The organism is Maribacter sp. 1_2014MBL_MicDiv (assembly GCF_001865655.1).
Classification (GTDB): domain Bacteria; phylum Bacteroidota; class Bacteroidia; order Flavobacteriales; family Flavobacteriaceae; genus Maribacter; species Maribacter dokdonensis.
This window is the reverse complement of sequence record NZ_CP011318.1, coordinates 3,450,767-3,470,933: the sequence shown is the minus strand read 5'-3', so window position 1 is coordinate 3,470,933 and position 20,167 is coordinate 3,450,767. Positions and strand designations below refer to the sequence as shown.

The window sequence follows — 20,167 nt, the reverse complement described above, 5'->3', positions numbered from 1 at the left end:
ACTAAAACTAACAAAATGAGTGTACAGACCTGGACTTATATTTTAGTAGGACTCACCTTTGCACTATACATAGGTATAGCTATATGGTCTCGCGCAGGTTCTACAAAAGATTTTTATGTTGCGGGTGGCGGTGTTTCCCCATTAGCCAATGGTATGGCCACCGCAGCAGATTGGATGTCGGCAGCTTCATTCATCTCTATGGCAGGCATCATCTCTTTTGCTGGCTATGATGGTTCTGTATATTTAATGGGATGGACAGGTGGATATGTGCTTTTGGCCCTATTACTTGCTCCCTATCTTAGAAAGTTCGGGAAATTCACCGTTCCGGATTTTATTGGTGACCGCTACTACTCAAAAACGGCTAGAATTGTAGCTGTGATCTGTGCACTTATCGTATCGTTTACTTATGTGGCAGGACAAATGCGCGGTGTAGGTGTAGTATTCTCAAGATTTCTTCAAGTAGATATCAATACGGGGGTGATTATAGGAATGATCATCGTATTATTTTATGCTGTGTTAGGTGGAATGAAAGGTATTACCTATACCCAAGTAGCACAATACTGTGTGCTGATTTTCGCCTTTATGGTTCCTGCAATTTTCATATCCATACAAATGACAGGAAATCCTATACCTCAATTAGGTATGGGCTCCACCTTAAATGATGGGTCTGGAACTTTTTTATTGGATAAACTAGACGGATTATCTACAGAACTAGGTTTCAACGAATATACCGATGGATCTAAATCTGTCACCGATATTTTTGCCATAACCTTGGCTCTCATGGTAGGCACTGCAGGCTTACCTCATGTCATTGTTCGCTTCTTTACGGTGAAAAAAGTAAAAGATGCTCGTAAATCTGCTGGACTCGCCTTATTACTAATCGCTATTTTATACACCACGGCCCCAGCTGTTTCCGTATTTGCAAAAACTAATCTCATCAACACGGTCAGTAATGAAGAATATTCAAACATGCCTGTATGGTTCAAAAATTGGGAAGAAACCGGACTATTATCTTTTGATGATAAAAATGAAGATGGCAAAATTCAATATGTAGCTGATATGTCAAAGAATGAATTGACTATTGACAATGATATTATGGTATTGGCAAACCCCGAAATTGCGGATCTACCGGCTTGGGTAATTGCTTTGGTTGCCGCTGGCGGTCTGGCGGCTGCCCTATCAACAGCAGCAGGGCTATTGCTTGTTATATCTGCCTCGGTATCACATGATTTGGTCAAAAAAGTCTTTAAACCTAACATCTCGGATAAGGCAGAATTATGGGTCGCAAGGGGATCGGCCACCATTGCCGTAATAATTGCAGGGTACTTTGGTATAAATCCGCCAGGTTTTGTAGCTGCAGTTGTCGCCCTGGCATTTGGTCTAGCTGCCGCATCTTTTTTTCCGGCAATCGTACTTGGTATATTTTACAAAAAAATGAACAAAGAAGGCGCCATTGGCGGCATGGTCGTCGGCATCTTACTTATGCTCTTCTATATGACCAAATTTAAATTCGGTTGGTTTGGGGGCGGAACATCAAACGATTGGTGGTTTGGAATTTCACCAGAAGGTTTTGGTAGCATTGCAATGATCGCTAATTTTATAGTAGCCATTATTATACTGCAATTTACTCCTGAACCTCCAGAAGATGTTCAAGAAATTGTAGAAAATATTAGAATACCCAGTGGTGCAGGTGAAGCTACGGGACATTAAACAACATAAATCAATTAGAAACAACAACGACCAAAGGCCTCAACAACCTTTGCATATTAATTAACGCATACCATGAGTAATTACCACATTAAACATCTTGAGGAATACTATCAAGTCTATAGAAAATCGATCAGAAATCCCGAAGCATTTTGGGAAGAGATTGCAGAGGAGCATTTTGTCTGGCGCAAGCGCTGGGACAATGTATTGAGCTGGGATTTTAAAAAGCCCGAAATAAAATGGTTTGAAGGTGCAAAACTCAACATCACTGAAAATTGTTTAGACAGGCATTTACCCACAAGAGGTGACAAAACCGCCATCATATTTGAACCTAACAATCCTAAAGAAGAAGCTCTTCATATCACCTACAGGCAATTGCACGAGAGAGTTTGCCGCATGGCAAATGTTTTATTGGACCATGGCGTAAAAAAAGGAGATCGTGTCTGTATTTATCTTCCAATGATTCCTGAGCTATCTGTCGCATTATTGGCATGTGCACGTATTGGCGCCATACATTCCGTTGTATTTGCAGGATTTTCTTCAAATGCCCTAGCAACACGGATCAATGATTCTGATTGTAAGGTTGTCATAACTGCGGATGGTTCTTTTCGAGGTAGTAAATCTATCGACCTAAAAGGAATTGTCGACAAAGCATTGGAAGGATGCCCTGGTGTAGCCAATGTTTTAGTGACCAAACGCACAGGAACCAAAATAGACATGCTAGATGGTAGGGACAAATGGCTACAACCCTTATTGGACGAAGCTTATGCAGATTGTGTTGCAGAGATCATGGATGCCGAAGACCCATTATTTATACTGTACACCTCCGGATCAACCGGTACCCCCAAAGGAATGGTACATACCACTGCAGGTTATATGGTATATACCGCCTATACATTTAAAAACGTATTTCAATACAGAGAAAATGATGTCTACTGGTGTACTGCTGATATAGGCTGGATAACCGGGCACTCGTATATAGTGTACGGTCCACTTGCAAATGGAGCCACTACTTTAATGTTTGAGGGAGTTCCTTCCTACCCAGATTACGGACGTTTTTGGGAGGTTGTAGAAAAACATAAAGTTAATCAGTTTTATACCGCGCCAACGGCCATTAGAGCTTTGGCAAAAGAAAATTTAGATTTCGTTGAAAAACATGACTTATCCAGCCTTAAAGTGTTAGGCTCAGTAGGTGAACCCATAAATGAGGAAGCATGGCATTGGTACAACAACAATGTTGGCAAAAAAAATAGCCCTATAGTGGATACTTGGTGGCAAACGGAGACAGGCGGAATAATGATTACACCAATACCGTACGTAACTCCAACTACGCCTACATACGCGACTTTACCTTTTATTGGCATTCAACCGGCACTAATGGATGAAAATGGTAAAGAAATAAAAGGCAATCAAGTTGATGGTAGGCTGTGCATTAAATTCCCATGGCCGTCTATTGCAAGAACGGTATGGGGCAATCATGACCGTTACAGGGACACCTATTTTTCTGCCTTTGAAAACATGTATTTCACAGGTGATGGCGCATTGAGAGATGCCGTTGGGTATTACAGAATTACAGGTCGTGTAGATGATGTGATTATTGTTTCTGGACACAATTTGGGTACCGCTCCTATTGAGGATTCTATTAACGAACATCCTGCTGTTGCGGAATCCGCTATTGTAGGTTTCCCACATGATGTTAAAGGAAATGCACTTTATGGCTATGTTATTCTTAAGGAAACTGGTGAAAGTAGAGATCGTGAAAATTTAAGAAAAGAGATCAACCAGCAAATTACAGAACATGTAGGTCCTATTGCCAAATTGGATAAAATTCAATTTGTATCTGGTCTGCCAAAAACTCGAAGTGGTAAAATTATGCGAAGAATTTTACGCAAAATCGCCAGCAACGACACTAGTAATTTAGGAGATACCAGTACACTTTTAAACCCAGAAGTTGTTCAAGAAATTATGGACAATGCACTATAGTTTACAATTACAACACATACTTTATTTAAACCAAGTTCGTCAAGCTCATTGAAAAAATGGGTTTGGCGAATTTTATTTTACACGAGAGGTGGTCAAAACAATATCGGCATTTTCCCAACTTTGCTTTCTTAGCAGTTCAACCTCTTTCACCTTATCCTGCTTGTTTAAGTTTTCGTAAGCCAGTTTTAAACCGTGTAGCGCCCATCCGTTTTTAGGTAGCCTCAGCAAATCTTCTTTGTACGTACTTACTGCATCATTGTACAACCCAGCTTCTATTTGAATTGCTCCAAGGTGATGTCTTACTGAAAAAAACCAATCTGGCGGTTCATTATAATTTAATCCATCTTCTATTTCAATCGCTTCGCGTAACAATGATATACTTTCAGAATATTTAAATTCCTTTGCCAAAATCTCAGCTTTTAAAACATTTCTGGCAATTTGAACCAATACCGAAACGGTATTAATATCCCAAATGGTTATTTCTTTTAAACTTTCATCTTTCGCAAAAGTTTCCAAAGAGTATAATTCTTTTTTTGCTTTTTCTATATCACCTAAACTTAAAAAAGCCATACCACGTGCATAATTAAGAATTGCGGCAGGGTATTTTAAAGAAGGCACCTCATTTTCCAATTCCAATATTTCTTCCCATTTACCAAACTTTACACTAATATAAAACGGTATCGTGTAAAAATGTTGCAGTGTTCCCCAGCCCGGCTCTTTCATTAAGGTAGTACTTGAATGTTTTGCTACATTGTACGAAGCATTTAACGCCAAACTACTATTTCCTTCCAACGCAGCGGTAGCAGCCAAAAAATGATAGTTATGGGGAAAATAGGCTATTGGGTATGCACCTTGGGCATTGCAAGCAGCCACATAATTGCTATCTACTACCACAGCCCGCAAATTTGCCAAAGTACCTTTATGATAATCACCCGTTCTTAAATAAACATGAGAAGGCATGTGAATAAGGTGTCCAGCGCCAGGCACCAGACCTTCGTCAAAAATTTTGGCACTTTCCAAGGCTCCATCTGGGTGCAACGATGCTTCAAGCATATGAATTTTAAAGTGATGGGCACCCGGGTGTTTTGGATCTATTTCCAAAGCTTTATTTACAACTTGAACAATTTCATTTGTTCTTTCTCTTGGATTTCCATTTTCATCCCACAAATCAAAAGGAAACATATCCATCATAGATTCGGCATATAAGGCAGCTACATCTGCATCATATGAATACTTATTATAAACTTCCCGTAACGCATTTGAATATTCTAGATCAAGTTCACTTCTATCCTCGACCGGGAATTGAACATATCTTTTGGATAAGGCATTAATTAAATCCTTTTCTTTTTGAGATGCATTCTTACTCGCTAATTCCTTTGCCTTTTGAACAGCATCATACGCTCTTTGGTAATTATCCGGCTCCATGCCCGCATTATAATTTGGACCCAAAACATAGGCAAAACCCCAGTATGCCATTGCGCAATCAGGATCCAATTTAGTTGCATAATAAAAAGACCTTGCCGCTTCTGCATGGTTGAATCCATAAGCCAATACCATGCCTTGATTAATATATTCTTGAGCCAGCCTATCATTAGTAGTTACAGGAAACTCCATTACATCCAAACCATCGATCAATGGAGCTATATTATCAGATTGATACCAAGATAAATCTGTTGTAATAGGCGCACAAGCTATAAAAGGTCTGTTTGAAATATCGTGCGTATTTCCCCTATTCTTACATGCTACAAAAACAAGCCATAGTATTAGCACATAGAGAAAAGGATTTTTCATAGCTGTAAACATTATTATTTATTAAAACATAACATTCACAATATAAATTCACAGTTCTGAAAATCAACCAATTAACGTACAAATAGCCATAAAAAGCGTATAGATAACAAAAACTCTAAAAATTTAAACCTCAAGCAACAATTAGACGCTTTTACAAAGATTACTTAGAGAAGGCATGATTATTTGCGAACAAGGGCCTGGTTTTAAAAGACATAAACAACACTACCGAAATTAAGCCGCATACCCCTAAACCAGCAAACAGTGCCCAAACGGAATCCTCAATAAAACTTCCCACAAATATAGAAATAGGAATGGACAGAATTGTAGAAATGAATCCTGTTATGGCAGCACCTATTCCTGCAATGTGCCCAATTGGCTCCATAGCAATAGATCGCATATTACCCCAGATAAAACCTAAACATAAAAATTGTAACGAAAGAAATATCAATAGTATCGTTATACTCGGGTTTTGAGAATTTAAGAACAATAAACTGTAAGACAAAGCAATTACCGTAAAGGCAACCAGTGCGGCAAAAGAGAGATTACGCATACCAAAACGCAAAACCAATGTACCGTTCATTAATGTTGAAAAACCTACGGACAATGCCAAACCTGCAAATACATATGGAAATGTATCTGTTAAACCATAAAGTTCTTCAAACACGTGTTGCGCAGAGCTTAAGTACACTAAGAAGGATCCTGTGATCAAACCCGAAATCATGGTACACGAAACAGTTTCTTTATATTTAAAAATCTCTTTGGTCCCTCTAACAAAAACATGAAAAGAAAATGGTACTTTATATTCGAGTTTCAACGTTTCTTCTTGTCTTTTATAAAACCAGATACCTACAACAAGGGCAAAAAACAATTGCATATAAAAAATTCCTTCCCATCCAGTATACTCCATTACCGCTTTACCTATAGCCGGAGCCACTACGGGTACCAAAATAAAAAATGCCGTAACAAATGACATGATTTTTGCCATGTAATCTCCTCTATAAGTATCACGAATTATGGATATACTGATTGTTCTTGGAGCGGATAACCCAATACCCTGCAAAATACGCCCCACCAACATAATTTCAAGATTTGGAGCCAACAAGCAAATAACACTAGCAATAAGAAACACCGTAAAACCTAAATAAACAATGGGCTTTCTACCTAAACTATCTGACAGTGGTCCGAAAAAAAGTTGACCTACCCCCAATCCCAAAAATATCATGGTTACCAATAGTTGATTCCGGGTTGGGTCTAAACTATTGATAGCTATACCTATGTCTGCCATAGCCGGTAAAATGGCATCAATTGTTAAGGCAACAATTGACATTAAAGAAGCCATTAAGGCTACAAATTCAAAATTTGGCTTTACTTGTTCATTCTGCATTGTGCAAAAATACGGCTTAACCATGCAAGCAATGTTAATTAAAAGTTGATTTTTAAGTTTAGGTAATTTTGAAATTCAAATATGTACTTTTGCATTAAATTTCAATGTATGCTCGTTATAGGAATTGCTGGTGGAACCGGTTGTGGAAAAACCACGGTAGTAAATCAAATCATCAATGAATTGCCCAATGAAGAAGTTGGTGTAATCTCACAAGATTCTTATTACAACGATCTGTCTCATTTATCATTAGAAGATAGACGAAAGACCAATTTTGACCACCCAAGCTCCATTGACTTTGCCTTATTGGAACAACACCTAATCGCCTTAAAGAACGGAGAATCAATAGAGCAACCGGTCTACTCTTTTCTTGAATGTAACAGAACCGCAAAAACTGTACTTACCCACCCTACAAAAGTTATCATAGTAGAGGGTATCTTAATCATGACCAATTCTGCTATTCGTAAAATGTTCGATATCAAAATATTTGTTCATGCAGATACAGATGAGCGATTAATCAGAAGACTAAAACGAGATGTAAACGAACGTGGTTGGAATTTAGATGAAACCCTTGAAAAATATCAATCGGTCATTAAGCCAATGCACGAACAATTTATTGAGCCTACCAAAGAATACGCAGATATTATTATACCTAATAATAAATATAATACAGTAGCCGTTGAAATTGTAAAGAGTATCATCAACGAAAAAATAATGCAGTCATAATGGCATTCAAAGATTTAAAACAAAAAAAATGGTTTAAGATCATGACCAACATGTATGTGTTGGTCTTGACCGTTTTTGTTGTTTGGATGCTTTTTTTTGACACCAATTCATTGTTAATACACCTAGAGTTAAGAAAAGAAATTAAGAAGCTTGAGAAAACACAAGAATTCTTAAAAGAAGAAATTGCCAAGGATAAAAAGATTATAGAAAAATTATCTGACGAAGATGAGTTGGAACGATTTGCCAGAGAAGAGTATTATCTTAAGAAAAAGAACGAAGAAATTTATCTTATTGAATATGAGGATAGTCTAAAACTTAAGGATAAAAAATAATTTTCATATCATTTTAATAAGTTTTTCACTTTCTAAATACTTTATGTTACACCAAGTCTTAACCTTTTCAAAACTAAAAGTTTAACGCATAATTAATGAAAAGTGAGTGCTTATTCACTTAGTGTTAACAAAAAGCTTTCATTAGCCTCATAAATAATTGTATTTTTACCACCTAACTTACTTTGAACATGGGCAAGATTATTGCTATAGCCAATCAAAAAGGAGGTGTAGGCAAAACTACTACCTCAGTAAATTTAGCTGCCTCGCTAGGTGTATTGGAAAAAAAGGTATTATTGATAGACGCTGACCCCCAGGCGAACGCTACTTCTGGGCTTGGTATAGATGTCGATGGGGTTGAATTGGGTTCTTACCAACTTTTGGAACACACCAAAAGTGCTCGTGAGACGATCATACCGACCACATCACCCAATGTAGACCTTATTCCGGCACATATTGACCTTGTTGCCATTGAAATTGAACTGGTAGATAAGGATGAGCGCGAATACATGATGAAAAAGGCCATTACGGACCTTAAGAACGATTATGATTATATTTTAATTGATTGTGCTCCTTCTTTAGGATTGTTGACCTTAAATGCATTGACTGCTGCAGATTCAGTTATAATACCTATACAGTGCGAATATTTTGCACTTGAAGGTTTGGGCAAACTGTTGAATACGATTAAGAGCGTACAAAAACTACATAACTCTGAATTGGACATTGAAGGTATGCTGTTGACGATGTACGACTCAAGGTTGCGATTATCTAACCAAGTGGTAGATGAAGTAAGAAAGCATTTTGGAGATATGGTATTTGACACCGTAATTCAACGAAATGTTAGGTTAAGTGAAGCTCCTAGTTATGGTGAAAGTATTATCAAATACGATGCTGCCAGTAAAGGGGCAACAAATTATTTGAACATGGCTAATGAAATAGTCAAAAAAAATAAGCAGACGGTTTAAGTATGGCAAAAGCGACTAAAAAACAAGCTTTAGGTAGAGGACTTTCGGCTCTTTTAAAAGATCCGGAGAATGACATAAACACAGCATCTGACAAAAATGCAGATAAAGTTGTTGGAAATATAATTGAATTGGATTTAGACCATATACAGGTAAATCCGTTTCAACCACGTTCAAATTTCAATGACGAACACATAAAGGAACTTGCTACTTCTATAAGAGAATTGGGGGTTATACAACCAATTACCGTTAGAAAACTAGGTTTTAATGAATTTCAGCTAGTATCAGGTGAAAGAAGGTTTCGTGCATCTAAACTATTAGGTTTAGAAACTATACCTGCGTACATACGTATTGCCAATGACCAAGAGTCTTTGGAAATGGCTTTGGTTGAGAATATACAAAGGCAAGACTTAGACCCTATAGAAATAGCACTTTCATACCAGCGTTTAATAGATGAAATAAATCTTACACAAGAAAAGTTGAGCGAACGTGTTGGTAAGAAAAGATCTACTATTGCCAATTATTTACGCCTTTTAAAGCTAGACCCAATTATTCAAACAGGCATGCGCGATGGTTTTCTAAGTATGGGGCATGGTAGGGCTTTGGTCAATATTGAGAAAAAAGAAGATCAAATTTCAATTTACGAGAAAATTATATTTGACAACCTTTCTGTTAGAGATACCGAAAGCGCCGTAAAAGCATATCATTCTAAGGCAGAAGCCCCTACAGAGGTCAAAAAGCAGGCGAAGAACGATCCAGCTGTATTTGTTAGAAAAGGGATAAAAGAATTAACGGATGCCTTATCTGTAAAGGTAGATATTAAATCTACCGATAATGCCAAAGGAAAAATAACCATACCATTTAAGTCTCAAGAGGAATTTGACCGTATCAAAAAATTGATAACAGGTGCGTAACTATCTTTTATTATTTAGTACACTTTTGCTATTTATAAATTTCACCTTCTCACAAGAGGAGCAAGATTCTATACCTAAAACTGAAATAGATAGCGTACAGGCAGACCTTGCCAAAAAAGGGGTAGTCATTAAAGATTCTGTTGCCTTGAAAAAGGAAGAAAGAGAATTTAAACCATTAGCCCCAAGTAAAGCTGCATTTTACTCTGCCGTACTACCCGGTATGGGACAAATCTACAACAAGAGATACTGGAAAGTTCCAATCGTTTGGGGAGCCATTGGCGGTAGTATATACGCATATACATGGAATAATAATCAGTACAAAAGTTTTAGAACCGCCTTTAAAAGAAGGCAGGCCGGGTTTACAGATGATGAATATTATGATATCAATGGAGATAACCCAGAAGATGCAGACCCAGATTTGGACTTAGATGACCTTGAATACCAACAAGAACGTTTTCAAAATGACCGTGACCTTTGGTTGGTTGCAGCTATAGGGTTATACGCCCTTAACATTGTCGACGCCAATGTTGACGCACATTTAAAACAGTTTAATATTGACGATGACCTCAGTATAGACTTTGAGCCTTACTTAGATTTTAATCAAGTAACCAATAGTCCAAATTACGGCATGGCATTAATTATAAAATTTTAAGAATGAAAATTGCACTTTTCGGATACGGAAAAATGGGTCAGATGATAGAGCAAATTGCCTTGAATCGTGGTCATGAAATAGTAGCCAAAATTGATGAAAATACAGAAAACATTGACTTTAGCGTAATGGACGTTGCCATTGATTTTAGTATGCCTAGCGCTGCTTTCAATAACATCACTACTTGTATCAATAACAATGTACCGATCATATCCGGAACAACGGGCTGGTTAAATCATTATGAAGATGCCGTTAGTTTGTGTAAGGATAAAAAAGGAGCGTTTATATATGCTTCTAATTTTAGCTTGGGCGTAAACATATTTTTTGAGCTGAATAATTATTTAGCTAAAATGATGCAGAATATACCAGAATACAAGGCTGAATTGGAGGAAATTCACCACACGCAAAAATTAGATGCACCCAGTGGCACAGCTATAACTTTGGCTGAAGGGGTTATTGCAAACTCCAATTATAAAGAATGGAAACTAGATAGTGCGTCTGCCGAAACATTGAAAATTACATCAAAAAGAATTGGCAAGGTTCCTGGAACACATACCGTTTCCTATGATAGTGTTGTTGATAGCATTCAGATAAAACATACCGCGCACAACAGAGAAGGTTTTGCTTTGGGTGCGGTAACTGCAGCAGAATGGATTATTGGAAAAACAGGTGTATTCTCAATGAGAGATGTGTTAAACCTTGGTTAAAAACGTAACAAAAATAAATCTTTAAGACTGATGGATTATTGATATCTAGCGCATGTTATCATAATTCAAACTATTTCAATAAAAAACAAAGAAGATGAACGGCACTCAATGGATTATATTTATTCTCATTGTACAAGTTATCCATTTTTTAGGAACTTGGAAATTATACGTTAAAGCCGGTAGAAAAGCTTGGGAAGCTGCAATACCTGTCTATAACGCCATTGTCTTAATGCAAATCATCAACAGACCAAAATGGTGGGTAATCTTGTTGTTCATACCAATTATAAATCTTTTAATGTTTCCTGTTATTTGGGTAGAAACCATTAGAAGTTTTGGCAGAAATAGCAAGTTAGAAACATGGATAGTGGTTCTAACGCTAGGTTTTTATATTTACTATGTAAATTATGCCTTAGAAGTAACTTATATAGAAGACAGATCTTTGCAACCTAAAACGGCTGCCGGAGAGTGGGTAAGTTCCGTTTTATTCGCTGTTGTCGCCGCCACCTTGGTACACACCTATTTTATACAACCGTATGTAATACCTACAGGTTCATTAGAACGCACGCTTAGGGTGGGTGATTTTCTATTTGTTAGCAAGTTTCATTACGGAGCAAGAACACCAATGACGACGGTTGCTGCGCCAATGGTTCACGACACACTTCCTGTTTTAGGTGTGCCATCTTACTTAAAAAAGCCACAACTCCCTTATTTTAGACTACCAGGATTTACCAAAGTAGAAAGAAATGACATTGTAGTTTTTAGTTGGCCTGCTGATACAGTTAGGGTTTTCTTCAAAAAAGAAAAAGGTGTAGACAAACCTATTGATAAAAAATCCAACTACGTAAAACGCTGTGTGGGTATACCGGGGGACTCATTAGAAGTACGTGATGGTTACGTCTTTATAAACGGCAAGCAATTAGAACTACCTAAAAGTGCTAAACCTCAATTTGACTACACTATTTACAGCTCAAAAGGAGTTTCATCAAGAGCTTTGGACAACTTAGGCATTACGGATTTTACACGAAAATACCTATCGAATCCTTTAAACCAAGAACAAGTTAACGGAATTAGAAACTACATTATTGGGTTTAACCAAAGTGAAAACGGACAAATTGAATTATTTACCAAAGCAAACGGAATTCCAGCCAACCTAATTTCCAAATACAGGTTATCGTTAAAAGAAATTACCGATCGTGAGCGTACGGTTCCGCTAACCGCGGAAATGGTCAATTCACTAAGAAAAGATTCCAACATAGATTCTGTTGTACAACAAGTAACAGAAAAAGGTAGACGAGGGATCAATTTGTTTCCTCAAAGTCCTGACTATCCTTGGAACTATAGTCAATTAGGTCCTATTTACATTCCTCAGAAAGGTGCTACTGTAGCTTTAAATTTAAAAGTTCTTCCATTATATAAGAAGATAATCGAAGAATATGAGAACAATGAAATTTCTATATCCGGAAATCAAATTAGCATCAATGGACAACCTGCGACCAGCTATACATTTCAACAAGATTATTTTTGGATGATGGGGGACAACAGAGATCATTCTGAAGACAGTAGAGCTTGGGGCTATGTGCCTGAAAATCATATTGTGGGCACCCCTATCTTTATTTGGATGAGTTTTGACAACTTTACCGAAGGCATTTCCAATTGGAGACCTAGATGGGATCGTATTTTTACCACAGTAAATGGCGACGGAGAACCACAATCTTATTTTAAGTATTTCTTGATACTATTAGTTGCCTATCTAGTTGGAAATTGGTTCTGGAAACGTAATAAGAGCACTAAATAAGGCAGATGAAAGTAATTCATCCTTCATACTTTCCAAATATACTAACGTTTAGCTATGTTCTGCATGAACCTACATGTTGGGAAGTACATGATAATTATCAAAAGCAAACATTTAGAAATAGAACCTACATTTCAAATGATCGCGGCAAGCATATTTTAAGTATACCGATTATTCATGTTGGTAAAGAACAAGGCAGGCAGAAGTATAAAGATGTTTTAATAGACAATTCCTATCCATGGCAAAGGCAACATTGGCGCACCCTACAAACTGCTTACAGAACATCTCCGTTCTTCGAATTTTACGAAGACGAGATTAAGCAATTATATGACCAACCATATGATAAGTTGTTAGATTACAATCTAAAAACAATAGAAACAATATTCGAGTGTTTACAAATGGAAATGCCCAAAGAATCTACAAAAGAATTTGAAGTTTCCCTAAGTGAACATGAAGATTTTAGATTCTTGATCAATGCCAAATTAAAACACAACCTCACTATAGAACCTTATACTCAGGTTTTTGGTGACCGTCATGGTTTCATACCTAATTTAAGCATTTTAGACCTGCTTTTTAACATGGGACCAAATTCCATTGAATATCTTCGAAAAGATTTTATCTATAAAGATAATGCTTAGGTTTATAGCCCATTATGGCATTCATTTTCTAGTACCGATTGTCATTGCCATCTACTTTTACCGTGAAAACAAATTTTGGTCTGCAGTAATTCTTTTATCCGGTATTATTATAGATGTTGATCACCTGTTGGCTACACCAATGTTTGATTCTAACCGCTGCAGTATTGATTTTCACCCATTACATACCTATTGGGCGATAGCCATTTACATTTTATTATTTACTTATAAGAAAACGAGAATCATTGGTGCGGCACTGCTCATACATATATTGGCAGATGTAGTTGATTGCCTTTTTATTGCTAAGGGATTTTAACAGTAGCCATAATTGGCTCATGATCAGATATATTGATCTTGTAATTTTTATGTGACACAACTTCGAATGAAGGGTCTGTTAGAATCATATCTATCCTAAAAGGAAACTTCCAAAACTTGATGGTTTCCCCGTAACCATGACCCGCTTCCAAAAAGGAATCTTTTAAATTTCCTTTGATATTAAAATACACTTTTGAGAATTGCGTATTGTTAAAATCTCCGCCAACAATAACCGGATATGGGCTGCTTTCTATATGCTCTTTTACCAAATTAGATTGTCTTTCTTGCTTATCAAAAGAATCACGCAAACGTACAAATAGCTTATCTGATCTTTCTTTTTTAATGTAGTTTGGTCTAATGCTCAACGATTCTAAATGTAGGTTATAAAAACGTATAGTATCTCCTTTAAATACAATATCAGCATACACTCCACCATTAAAGGTATTGGGAAAATCCAACTCTCCATTTCCAATGATTTTATATTTAGAGAAAATAGCTAAATTTTTACTGGACACTCCATCTTTATCCTCAAGTTTATCAGCCTTAAACGGATAATCCTTCAGCATTTCATCTTTGAGATAAAATGGCTCAAATTCCTGAAAATAAATAATATCGGGATTCTCACCTTGTATAAACTGCACCACGTCAGGACTAGTGATTTTTTCCCATTCATTTTGATGTTTACTATGAAAACCCAATGAATTATAACTAAGTAGAGAAATGGTATCTTCTTCAATATTCTCATTACCACTACCATTAAAAGCGATAAAGGAACCCAAGTTGATATATCCATAAATCAATACGGACAGCGACAATAAAATATTGATTTTTCTACCAAATAGCCAATACAAAAAAAACAACATATTGAACAACACCAAAACCGGCACCGCCAAACTAATAAAGGCTAAACTAGCAATTGAGGTATAAGGCACTATACACGCTAAAAACAAAGTAAGAGTTGTAATCACGTTTAAAAACCACATGATTTTATTGAAAAAAGATAATTTCTTCATTTTAATTTTCTTTTCCCGCTTTAAACAAGAAATCTTTTTCAGCCTTAGATAAGCTTTCATAGCCAGATTTACTTATTTTATCTAGAATTGCATCTATTTTCTTTTGATGAGATTTCTTATCATAATCACTGACCGTGGATTTAGATTTTGATGTATTCTCTTTCTTATATACGGTCTTCATGTTGGACTTCTTTCCTGTCCCTTTGAACATGTTAGCTATACTATCCATAAACCTAGAAAAACCAGAACCAATATCATTTCCTTTTGCCAATTGACTCGCATATAAATACCCTAAAAACGCACCACCTAAATGCGCTAAATGTCCTCCTGAGTTACTGATGGGCAACTGTATTAAATCACTAAGTACAACGACTGCGCCCACAATCCACAATTTTACATTAAAGAATATAACCCTAACCTCTTGATTGGGTAGATAGGTACATATAAAAATCAATACGGCACTAGCCCCTGCAGAAGCACCAATTAGATAGGCATTTGTATTAAAAAATGCCGGAAAAATATTGTAACCCAAAACAAAAAACAATCCCCCAAGAATAACTCCTAATACATAGACATTAAGAAATCGTTTTACATCAAAGAGATTTAAGAAAATGCGTCCAACAAAATAAATTAAAAGCATATTCCAAAATAAATGACCAAAACCTCCATGAAAAAAAGAATAGGTAATTATAGACCATGGCTGAAAAGCAATATCTACGATATCATTTGGAAGTTCAAACCACTTAACAATACTATTGCCGGATAAGCCTAAGAGAAAAGGTACCAACGCATTTATTAGAAATACAATGACATTAATAACAATTAATTTTTCGGCAATGTTTAGCCTACTATATTGATATTTTAAATTTGGTTGAGCCATACTTTAGTTCCACCTATTATTATTAAACTGATTTTTCTTCCAATACCACATCATCAGAAATCCAAAGAGTGCCCCGCCAACATGTGCAAAGTGGGCAATTCCTTGACCAAACAAACTATACCCGGTAACACCAGAAAACAAATCTAATGCTATTAAAACAGGAATAAAAAACTTAGCCTTAATAGGTACCGGTAAGAAAATTAAAAACAATTCACTATTTGGAAAAGACATACCAAAAGCTACCAAAATACCATAAATAGCCCCAGAAGCACCCACTACAGGTGTATTGAACGCCCCTAAGAAATTATCTATGGTTGAACGATCCGCTATATTGTACCAATCTGTACTATACTGACCGCTATTAATGATTTCAAGAATACTACTTTCAGCTAAGCCTGCCTCCATTAAAGCACTCATACCCGCATTATAATAATAGTAGTTTACCCCTATATGTATTAAAGCGGCACCTAAACCAGCTGATATATAAAAGAACAGGAATTTATTTCTGCCCCACATTTGCTCCAAAGGCGAACCAAAAGCCCATAGCGCATACATATTGAAAAGAATATGCATAAAACCCCCATGCATAAACATATGGGTAATTATTTGCCATAGTTGAAAATGCTCGTTCTTAGGAAAATAAAGAGAAAACAACTCATACATTTGTTCCCCATACAACTGTGTGGCAATGAAGAATAGCACGTTAATAATCAGTAAATGCTTTATAGTTTCTGTTATTCTTCCCATCTATATAAATTTTCGTTCAATATCATTCTCGGTAATGGTCACGTATACTTTTTTGTTAAAAGGGCTTAATGTAGTCTCTTTACAAGCAAATAAATCGTTGACCAACTTTACTTGAGAAAACTCGTCTAATGATTCCCCTGTTTTTACAGACAGGGTTTTTGCCAATGTTTTTGCCAACATATCACTTTGGGAAAAACTATCTCCAGGCACCTCTTGTTGAAAATCTGACATCAACTGCTCCATGATCATTTGTACTTCGCTCTCAGCGACCAAAACAGGAACTCCTTTTATCTCAACACCCTCATCGTCCAAATCACCAAATACAAAACCAACAGTGCAAAGGTTATCTTTAATTTCCTTTAAAATGTTCATTTCACCTGGTGAAAATGATAAAGTCAACGGAAAAAGTAATTGCTGACTTACGGCTTCTTTAATAGTTATGTTCTTTAAAAAGTTTTCATAAAGCACCCGTTGATGTGCCCTGCTCTGATTTATAACTACCATTCCAGATTTTATAGTGGTAATTATAAATTTTTTACGCAATTGAAACGTAGTAGTAGTCGGCTCAACAGATTCTTTTTCATCATCAAAGATACTGCTATTCACTACCTCAGATTCAAATTCCAAATGACTAACATTACTTTCTACCTTGGTTTCTAGTCCCGCATATAAATTTTCCCAACCTTCAACTTTTGGTTTTTTATAATTACCTGTACCGTTATTTCCTTTTGATGTTTTAACAGTTGTTTCAAATGGATTAAAAGAAGCATCTACAACTACCTGCGGAATACCAACCTGCTTATTTTTATAAGAGTACGGAGTATCTAAGTTTTGGTCTTGTTCAAAATCAAGCGCTGGCACAACGTTAAATTGCCCCAAACTATGCTTAACGGTAGATTTCAACATAGCGTACAACGTATGCTCATCATCAAATTTAACTTCTGTTTTTGTAGGGTGTATATTAATATCGATTGTACCAGGATCCACCTCTAAATTCAAAAAATAACCAGGATGCGTTCCTGGTCTTATCACTCCTTCAAAAGCACCTAAAATTGCATGATGTAAATACGGACTTTTTATAAATCTGTTGTTAGCAAAGAAAAACTGCTCTCCTCTACTCTTTTTAGCAAATTCAGGTTTTAGAATATAACCTGATATTTTTACTACCTGAGTTTCCTCTTCGACCGGAACCAGTTTCTCGTCGGTCTTTCTACCAAAAATATGAACTATACGCTTTCTGAATTCATTGGCCGGCAATTGAAAAACATCACTCCCGTTATTATAAAAACTAAATGCTACCTGAGGGTGTGCCAATGAAATTCTATGAAATTCATCGGTAATATGTCTATACTCGACTTGGTCAGATTTTAAAAAATTTCTTCTAGCCGGAATATTGAAAAATAAATTCTTTACCAACATAGAAGTCCCTTTTGGAGCAACTACTACTTCTTGTGAAACAATTTTACTGCCTTCAATCTTAATTTTTGTACCAATATCATCATCTTCGGTTTTGGTCAACATCTCTACATGGGCAATAGCAGCAATAGATGCAAGTGCCTCTCCCCTAAAGCCTTTGGTATGCAAATTAAATAAATCTTCAGCTTTTTGAATTTTTGACGTTGCATGGCGTTCAAAACTCAAACGGGCATCTGTACCACTCATACCCTTACCATTATCAACTACTTGAATAAGTGTTTTACCACCATCTTTTATAATTAGTTGAATATCGGTTGCACCGGCATCGATGGCATTTTCCATCAGCTCCTTAACTACTGATGATGGGCGTTGTACCACTTCACCAGCAGCAATTTGGTTTGCTACATGGTCTGGTAAAAGTCTAATAATATCGGCCATTATGAAGAAAAGAAAATTGAGAGGTCAAAATCAATTATATAAAGAAAAATCAAAACCAAAACAGCTATAATGATGACCATTCTCATCTTAAGGTTACGATCACCTTTTCTTTTAGCGTCTTCTATGGCACTGTTGATTTTTCTTTTTAAACCTCGAGATGTATTCAGTGTACTGCGAAATTGATCAAATTTAGGCTCAATTTTGTAAGGATTCCCTTTTCCTTTATCATCATAAAATCTGGGGTTATACTCAAACCGCCTATTCTTTCGCAACTTTGTTATTTTACTCAACATCCCCATAACCTCAAAGTTACTTAAAATAGAAAAACAGGGCATAATAGGAATGCCAAAATTTGTTAACAGTTGAAGCTGTCAACCGTTACCTCTAAAATAGTTTGAAACAGATTAAAAATAAAAGACCGGAAACCTTAGTTGCCTAGAACAGCCATTTTAATTGCTGCAATAGCTGCCTCCGTGCCCTTATTACCATGTTTACCTCCACTACGATCAATAGCTTGTTGCATGTTATTATCGGTCAACACACAAAAAATAACAGGGACATCCGTAATCACGTTCAGGTCTTTAATGCCTTGCGCAGTGGCATCGCAAACAAAATCAAAATGCTTGGTCTCACCTTGTATTACACTACCAATGGCAATCACAGCATCTACTTTATGGGATTGTATCATTTTTTTTGAACCAAAAGTAAGTTCAAAACTTCCAGGAACATCCCATCGAATAACATCAGAACGTTGGGCACCACAATCTAACAATGCATCAACAGCACCATTATACAGACCTTCGGTAATCTCTGAATTCCATTCTGAAACAACAATCCCAAACCGAAGTCCGTTCGCGTTTGGGATTGTTGCCTTATCGTAAGCCGATAAATTTTTATTTTCTGTTGCCATTATTCAGCACTTTTAGCCATACCAATAAACGCATCTATTGAACTAGCATTTTCTGATTTTGGAAAATCGTTCTTTATTCTTTCAAAAAACTCCAAAGCCTTATCCTTCTCTCCCATCTCCAATGCAGTAATACCTGCTTTATATAGAAATTTAGGAGCTGTATATTCATTACCGCTATGTTTTACAGCAGCTTCATAATACCCTAAAGCATCGGAAGGTTGGTCTAATTGCATAAAAGCATCACCTAGACCACCTTTGGCCAACGAACCTAAAATAGCATCGTCAGAACTAAAATCCTCTAAATAAGTGATAGCCTCTTGATATTTGTTCATATTCAAGTAAGACATACCTGCTCCGTAATTTGCCAAGTTTGCAGCTTTAGTACCACTATACTCCTCAATGATATCCAAGAAACCGTATTTACCCTCAGCTCCTTCTAGAGCCAAAGTAAACAATGAATCTTTTTGACTAGTCGCTACTAAAGCTTGGTCAAAATATTGCTGCGGGTAATACATTTCATTTGCCGCATTTGATTCCTTTGGTTTTTCAACAAACTGATTGTACGCCAAATATGCCAAAACACTAATAGCTATTACACCAATGGCACCTAAAATATAGTTCTGATTCTTAGAAACCCACTCTTCTGACCTTGAAGCTCCTTCATCTAAAGAACTAAAAACCTCAGCTGTTGTGCTTTCCTGTTCATCAAATTCTTGCTGTTCAGCCTTTGTTTCAGGTTTATATCCTCTTTTCTTATATGTTGCCATCTGTAAATTTATTGATCGCGCAAAAATAATGGTTTTATTGAAATCGCAAAGTGTATTTATTCGTTATTTTTGGATATTTTAAGCTAGTTTTCATCCTACCAAATC

Annotated in this window: 20 protein-coding genes; 11 read left to right on the top strand and 9 right to left on the bottom strand. The window is 36.4% G+C overall.

Annotation, left to right across the window (positions count from 1 at the left end):
* The first annotated feature begins 15 nt into the window (after positions 1-15).
* Both YQ22_RS14675 and acs read left to right on the top strand, forming a co-directional pair.
* Positions 16-1,710, top strand: coding sequence for a sodium:solute symporter family protein (locus YQ22_RS14675; RefSeq protein WP_071341779.1), 1,695 nt, complete (start codon positions 16-18; stop codon positions 1,708-1,710).
* 72 nt (positions 1,711-1,782) lie between these two features.
* The gene (gene acs / locus YQ22_RS14670) at positions 1,783-3,690 is read left to right on the top strand and encodes an acetate--CoA ligase (RefSeq protein WP_071341778.1); all 1,908 of its coding nucleotides are present in this window, start codon (positions 1,783-1,785) and stop codon (positions 3,688-3,690) included.
* A 72-nt stretch (positions 3,691-3,762) separates the two neighbouring features.
* Here acs and YQ22_RS14665 read toward each other — a convergent pair whose 3' ends face one another.
* Both YQ22_RS14665 and YQ22_RS14660 read right to left on the bottom strand, forming a co-directional pair.
* Entirely contained in the window at positions 3,763-5,481 is a 1,719-nt protein-coding gene (locus YQ22_RS14665; protein ID WP_071342608.1) for a hypothetical protein, read from the bottom strand.
* Between the two features lie 160 nt (positions 5,482-5,641).
* On the bottom strand, positions 5,642-6,865 hold the full coding sequence (locus YQ22_RS14660; protein ID WP_071341777.1) for a multidrug effflux MFS transporter: 1,224 nt from the start codon (positions 6,863-6,865) through the stop codon (positions 5,642-5,644).
* 108 nt (positions 6,866-6,973) lie between these two features.
* On the opposite strand from YQ22_RS14660, the gene udk reads away from it, so the two are divergent.
* From udk to YQ22_RS14615, 9 genes are all read left to right on the top strand, one after another.
* The gene (gene udk, locus YQ22_RS14655; protein ID WP_058103316.1) at positions 6,974-7,588 is read left to right on the top strand and encodes a uridine kinase; all 615 of its coding nucleotides are present in this window, start codon (positions 6,974-6,976) and stop codon (positions 7,586-7,588) included.
* A complete protein-coding gene (locus YQ22_RS14650) occupies positions 7,588-7,920 on the top strand; it encodes an FtsB family cell division protein (RefSeq protein WP_058103317.1) in 333 nt (110 codons plus the stop codon). The genes udk and YQ22_RS14650 overlap by 1 nt, the downstream gene beginning before the upstream one ends.
* 188 nt (positions 7,921-8,108) lie before the next feature.
* Positions 8,109-8,882, top strand: a complete 774-nt coding sequence (locus YQ22_RS14645; protein WP_058103318.1) for a ParA family protein — start codon at positions 8,109-8,111, stop codon at positions 8,880-8,882.
* A 2-nt stretch (positions 8,883-8,884) separates the two neighbouring features.
* Entirely contained in the window at positions 8,885-9,793 is a 909-nt protein-coding gene (locus YQ22_RS14640; RefSeq protein WP_071341776.1) for a ParB/RepB/Spo0J family partition protein, read from the top strand.
* Positions 9,786-10,445 carry a DUF5683 domain-containing protein gene (locus YQ22_RS14635; protein ID WP_071341775.1) on the top strand — a complete coding sequence of 220 codons (660 nt, stop codon included), beginning with the start codon at positions 9,786-9,788 and terminating at the stop codon, positions 10,443-10,445. Before YQ22_RS14640 ends, YQ22_RS14635 begins: the two co-directional genes overlap by 8 nt.
* 2 nt (positions 10,446-10,447) lie before the next feature.
* On the top strand, positions 10,448-11,149 hold the full coding sequence (dapB, locus tag YQ22_RS14630; RefSeq protein WP_071341774.1) for a 4-hydroxy-tetrahydrodipicolinate reductase: 702 nt from the start codon (positions 10,448-10,450) through the stop codon (positions 11,147-11,149).
* Positions 11,150-11,243: 94 nt separating this feature from the next.
* On the top strand, positions 11,244-12,944 hold the full coding sequence (gene lepB / locus YQ22_RS14625; RefSeq protein WP_071341773.1) for a signal peptidase I: 1,701 nt from the start codon (positions 11,244-11,246) through the stop codon (positions 12,942-12,944).
* A gap of 5 nt (positions 12,945-12,949) precedes the next feature.
* On the top strand, positions 12,950-13,579 hold the full coding sequence (locus YQ22_RS14620) for a WbqC family protein (protein ID WP_071341772.1): 630 nt from the start codon (positions 12,950-12,952) through the stop codon (positions 13,577-13,579).
* Positions 13,572-13,892 carry a DUF6122 family protein gene (locus YQ22_RS14615; protein ID WP_071341771.1) on the top strand — a complete coding sequence of 107 codons (321 nt, stop codon included), beginning with the start codon at positions 13,572-13,574 and terminating at the stop codon, positions 13,890-13,892. Before YQ22_RS14620 ends, YQ22_RS14615 begins: the two co-directional genes overlap by 8 nt.
* On the opposite strand, the gene YQ22_RS14610 is transcribed toward YQ22_RS14615, so the two are convergent.
* The 7 genes from YQ22_RS14610 to YQ22_RS14580 all read right to left on the bottom strand — a co-directional run bounded on the left by YQ22_RS14610 (position 13,879) and on the right by YQ22_RS14580 (position 20,062).
* Positions 13,879-14,904 (bottom strand): endonuclease/exonuclease/phosphatase family protein, encoded by a 1,026-nt coding sequence (locus tag YQ22_RS14610; RefSeq protein ID WP_071341770.1) that lies wholly within the window; start codon positions 14,902-14,904, stop codon positions 13,879-13,881. The two genes, YQ22_RS14615 and YQ22_RS14610, sit on opposite strands and share 14 nt — an antisense overlap.
* Before the next feature lies 1 nt (position 14,905).
* Positions 14,906-15,784, bottom strand: coding sequence for a rhomboid family intramembrane serine protease (locus YQ22_RS14605; RefSeq protein WP_071341769.1), 879 nt, complete (start codon positions 15,782-15,784; stop codon positions 14,906-14,908).
* A gap of 3 nt (positions 15,785-15,787) precedes the next feature.
* The gene (locus YQ22_RS14600) at positions 15,788-16,531 is read right to left on the bottom strand and encodes a rhomboid family intramembrane serine protease (RefSeq protein WP_071341768.1); all 744 of its coding nucleotides are present in this window, start codon (positions 16,529-16,531) and stop codon (positions 15,788-15,790) included.
* Entirely contained in the window at positions 16,532-18,385 is a 1,854-nt protein-coding gene (mutL, locus tag YQ22_RS14595) for a DNA mismatch repair endonuclease MutL (protein ID WP_071341767.1), read from the bottom strand.
* Positions 18,385-18,657 (bottom strand): riboflavin synthase subunit beta, encoded by a 273-nt coding sequence (locus YQ22_RS14590; protein ID WP_317038720.1) that lies wholly within the window; start codon positions 18,655-18,657, stop codon positions 18,385-18,387. The genes mutL and YQ22_RS14590 overlap by 1 nt, the downstream gene beginning before the upstream one ends.
* A gap of 155 nt (positions 18,658-18,812) precedes the next feature.
* Entirely contained in the window at positions 18,813-19,295 is a 483-nt protein-coding gene (gene ribH, locus YQ22_RS14585) for a 6,7-dimethyl-8-ribityllumazine synthase (protein ID WP_058103330.1), read from the bottom strand.
* A complete protein-coding gene (locus YQ22_RS14580) occupies positions 19,295-20,062 on the bottom strand; it encodes a tetratricopeptide repeat protein (protein WP_058103331.1) in 768 nt (255 codons plus the stop codon). The genes ribH and YQ22_RS14580 overlap by 1 nt, the downstream gene beginning before the upstream one ends.
* Between the last annotated feature and the right edge of the window lie 105 nt (positions 20,063-20,167).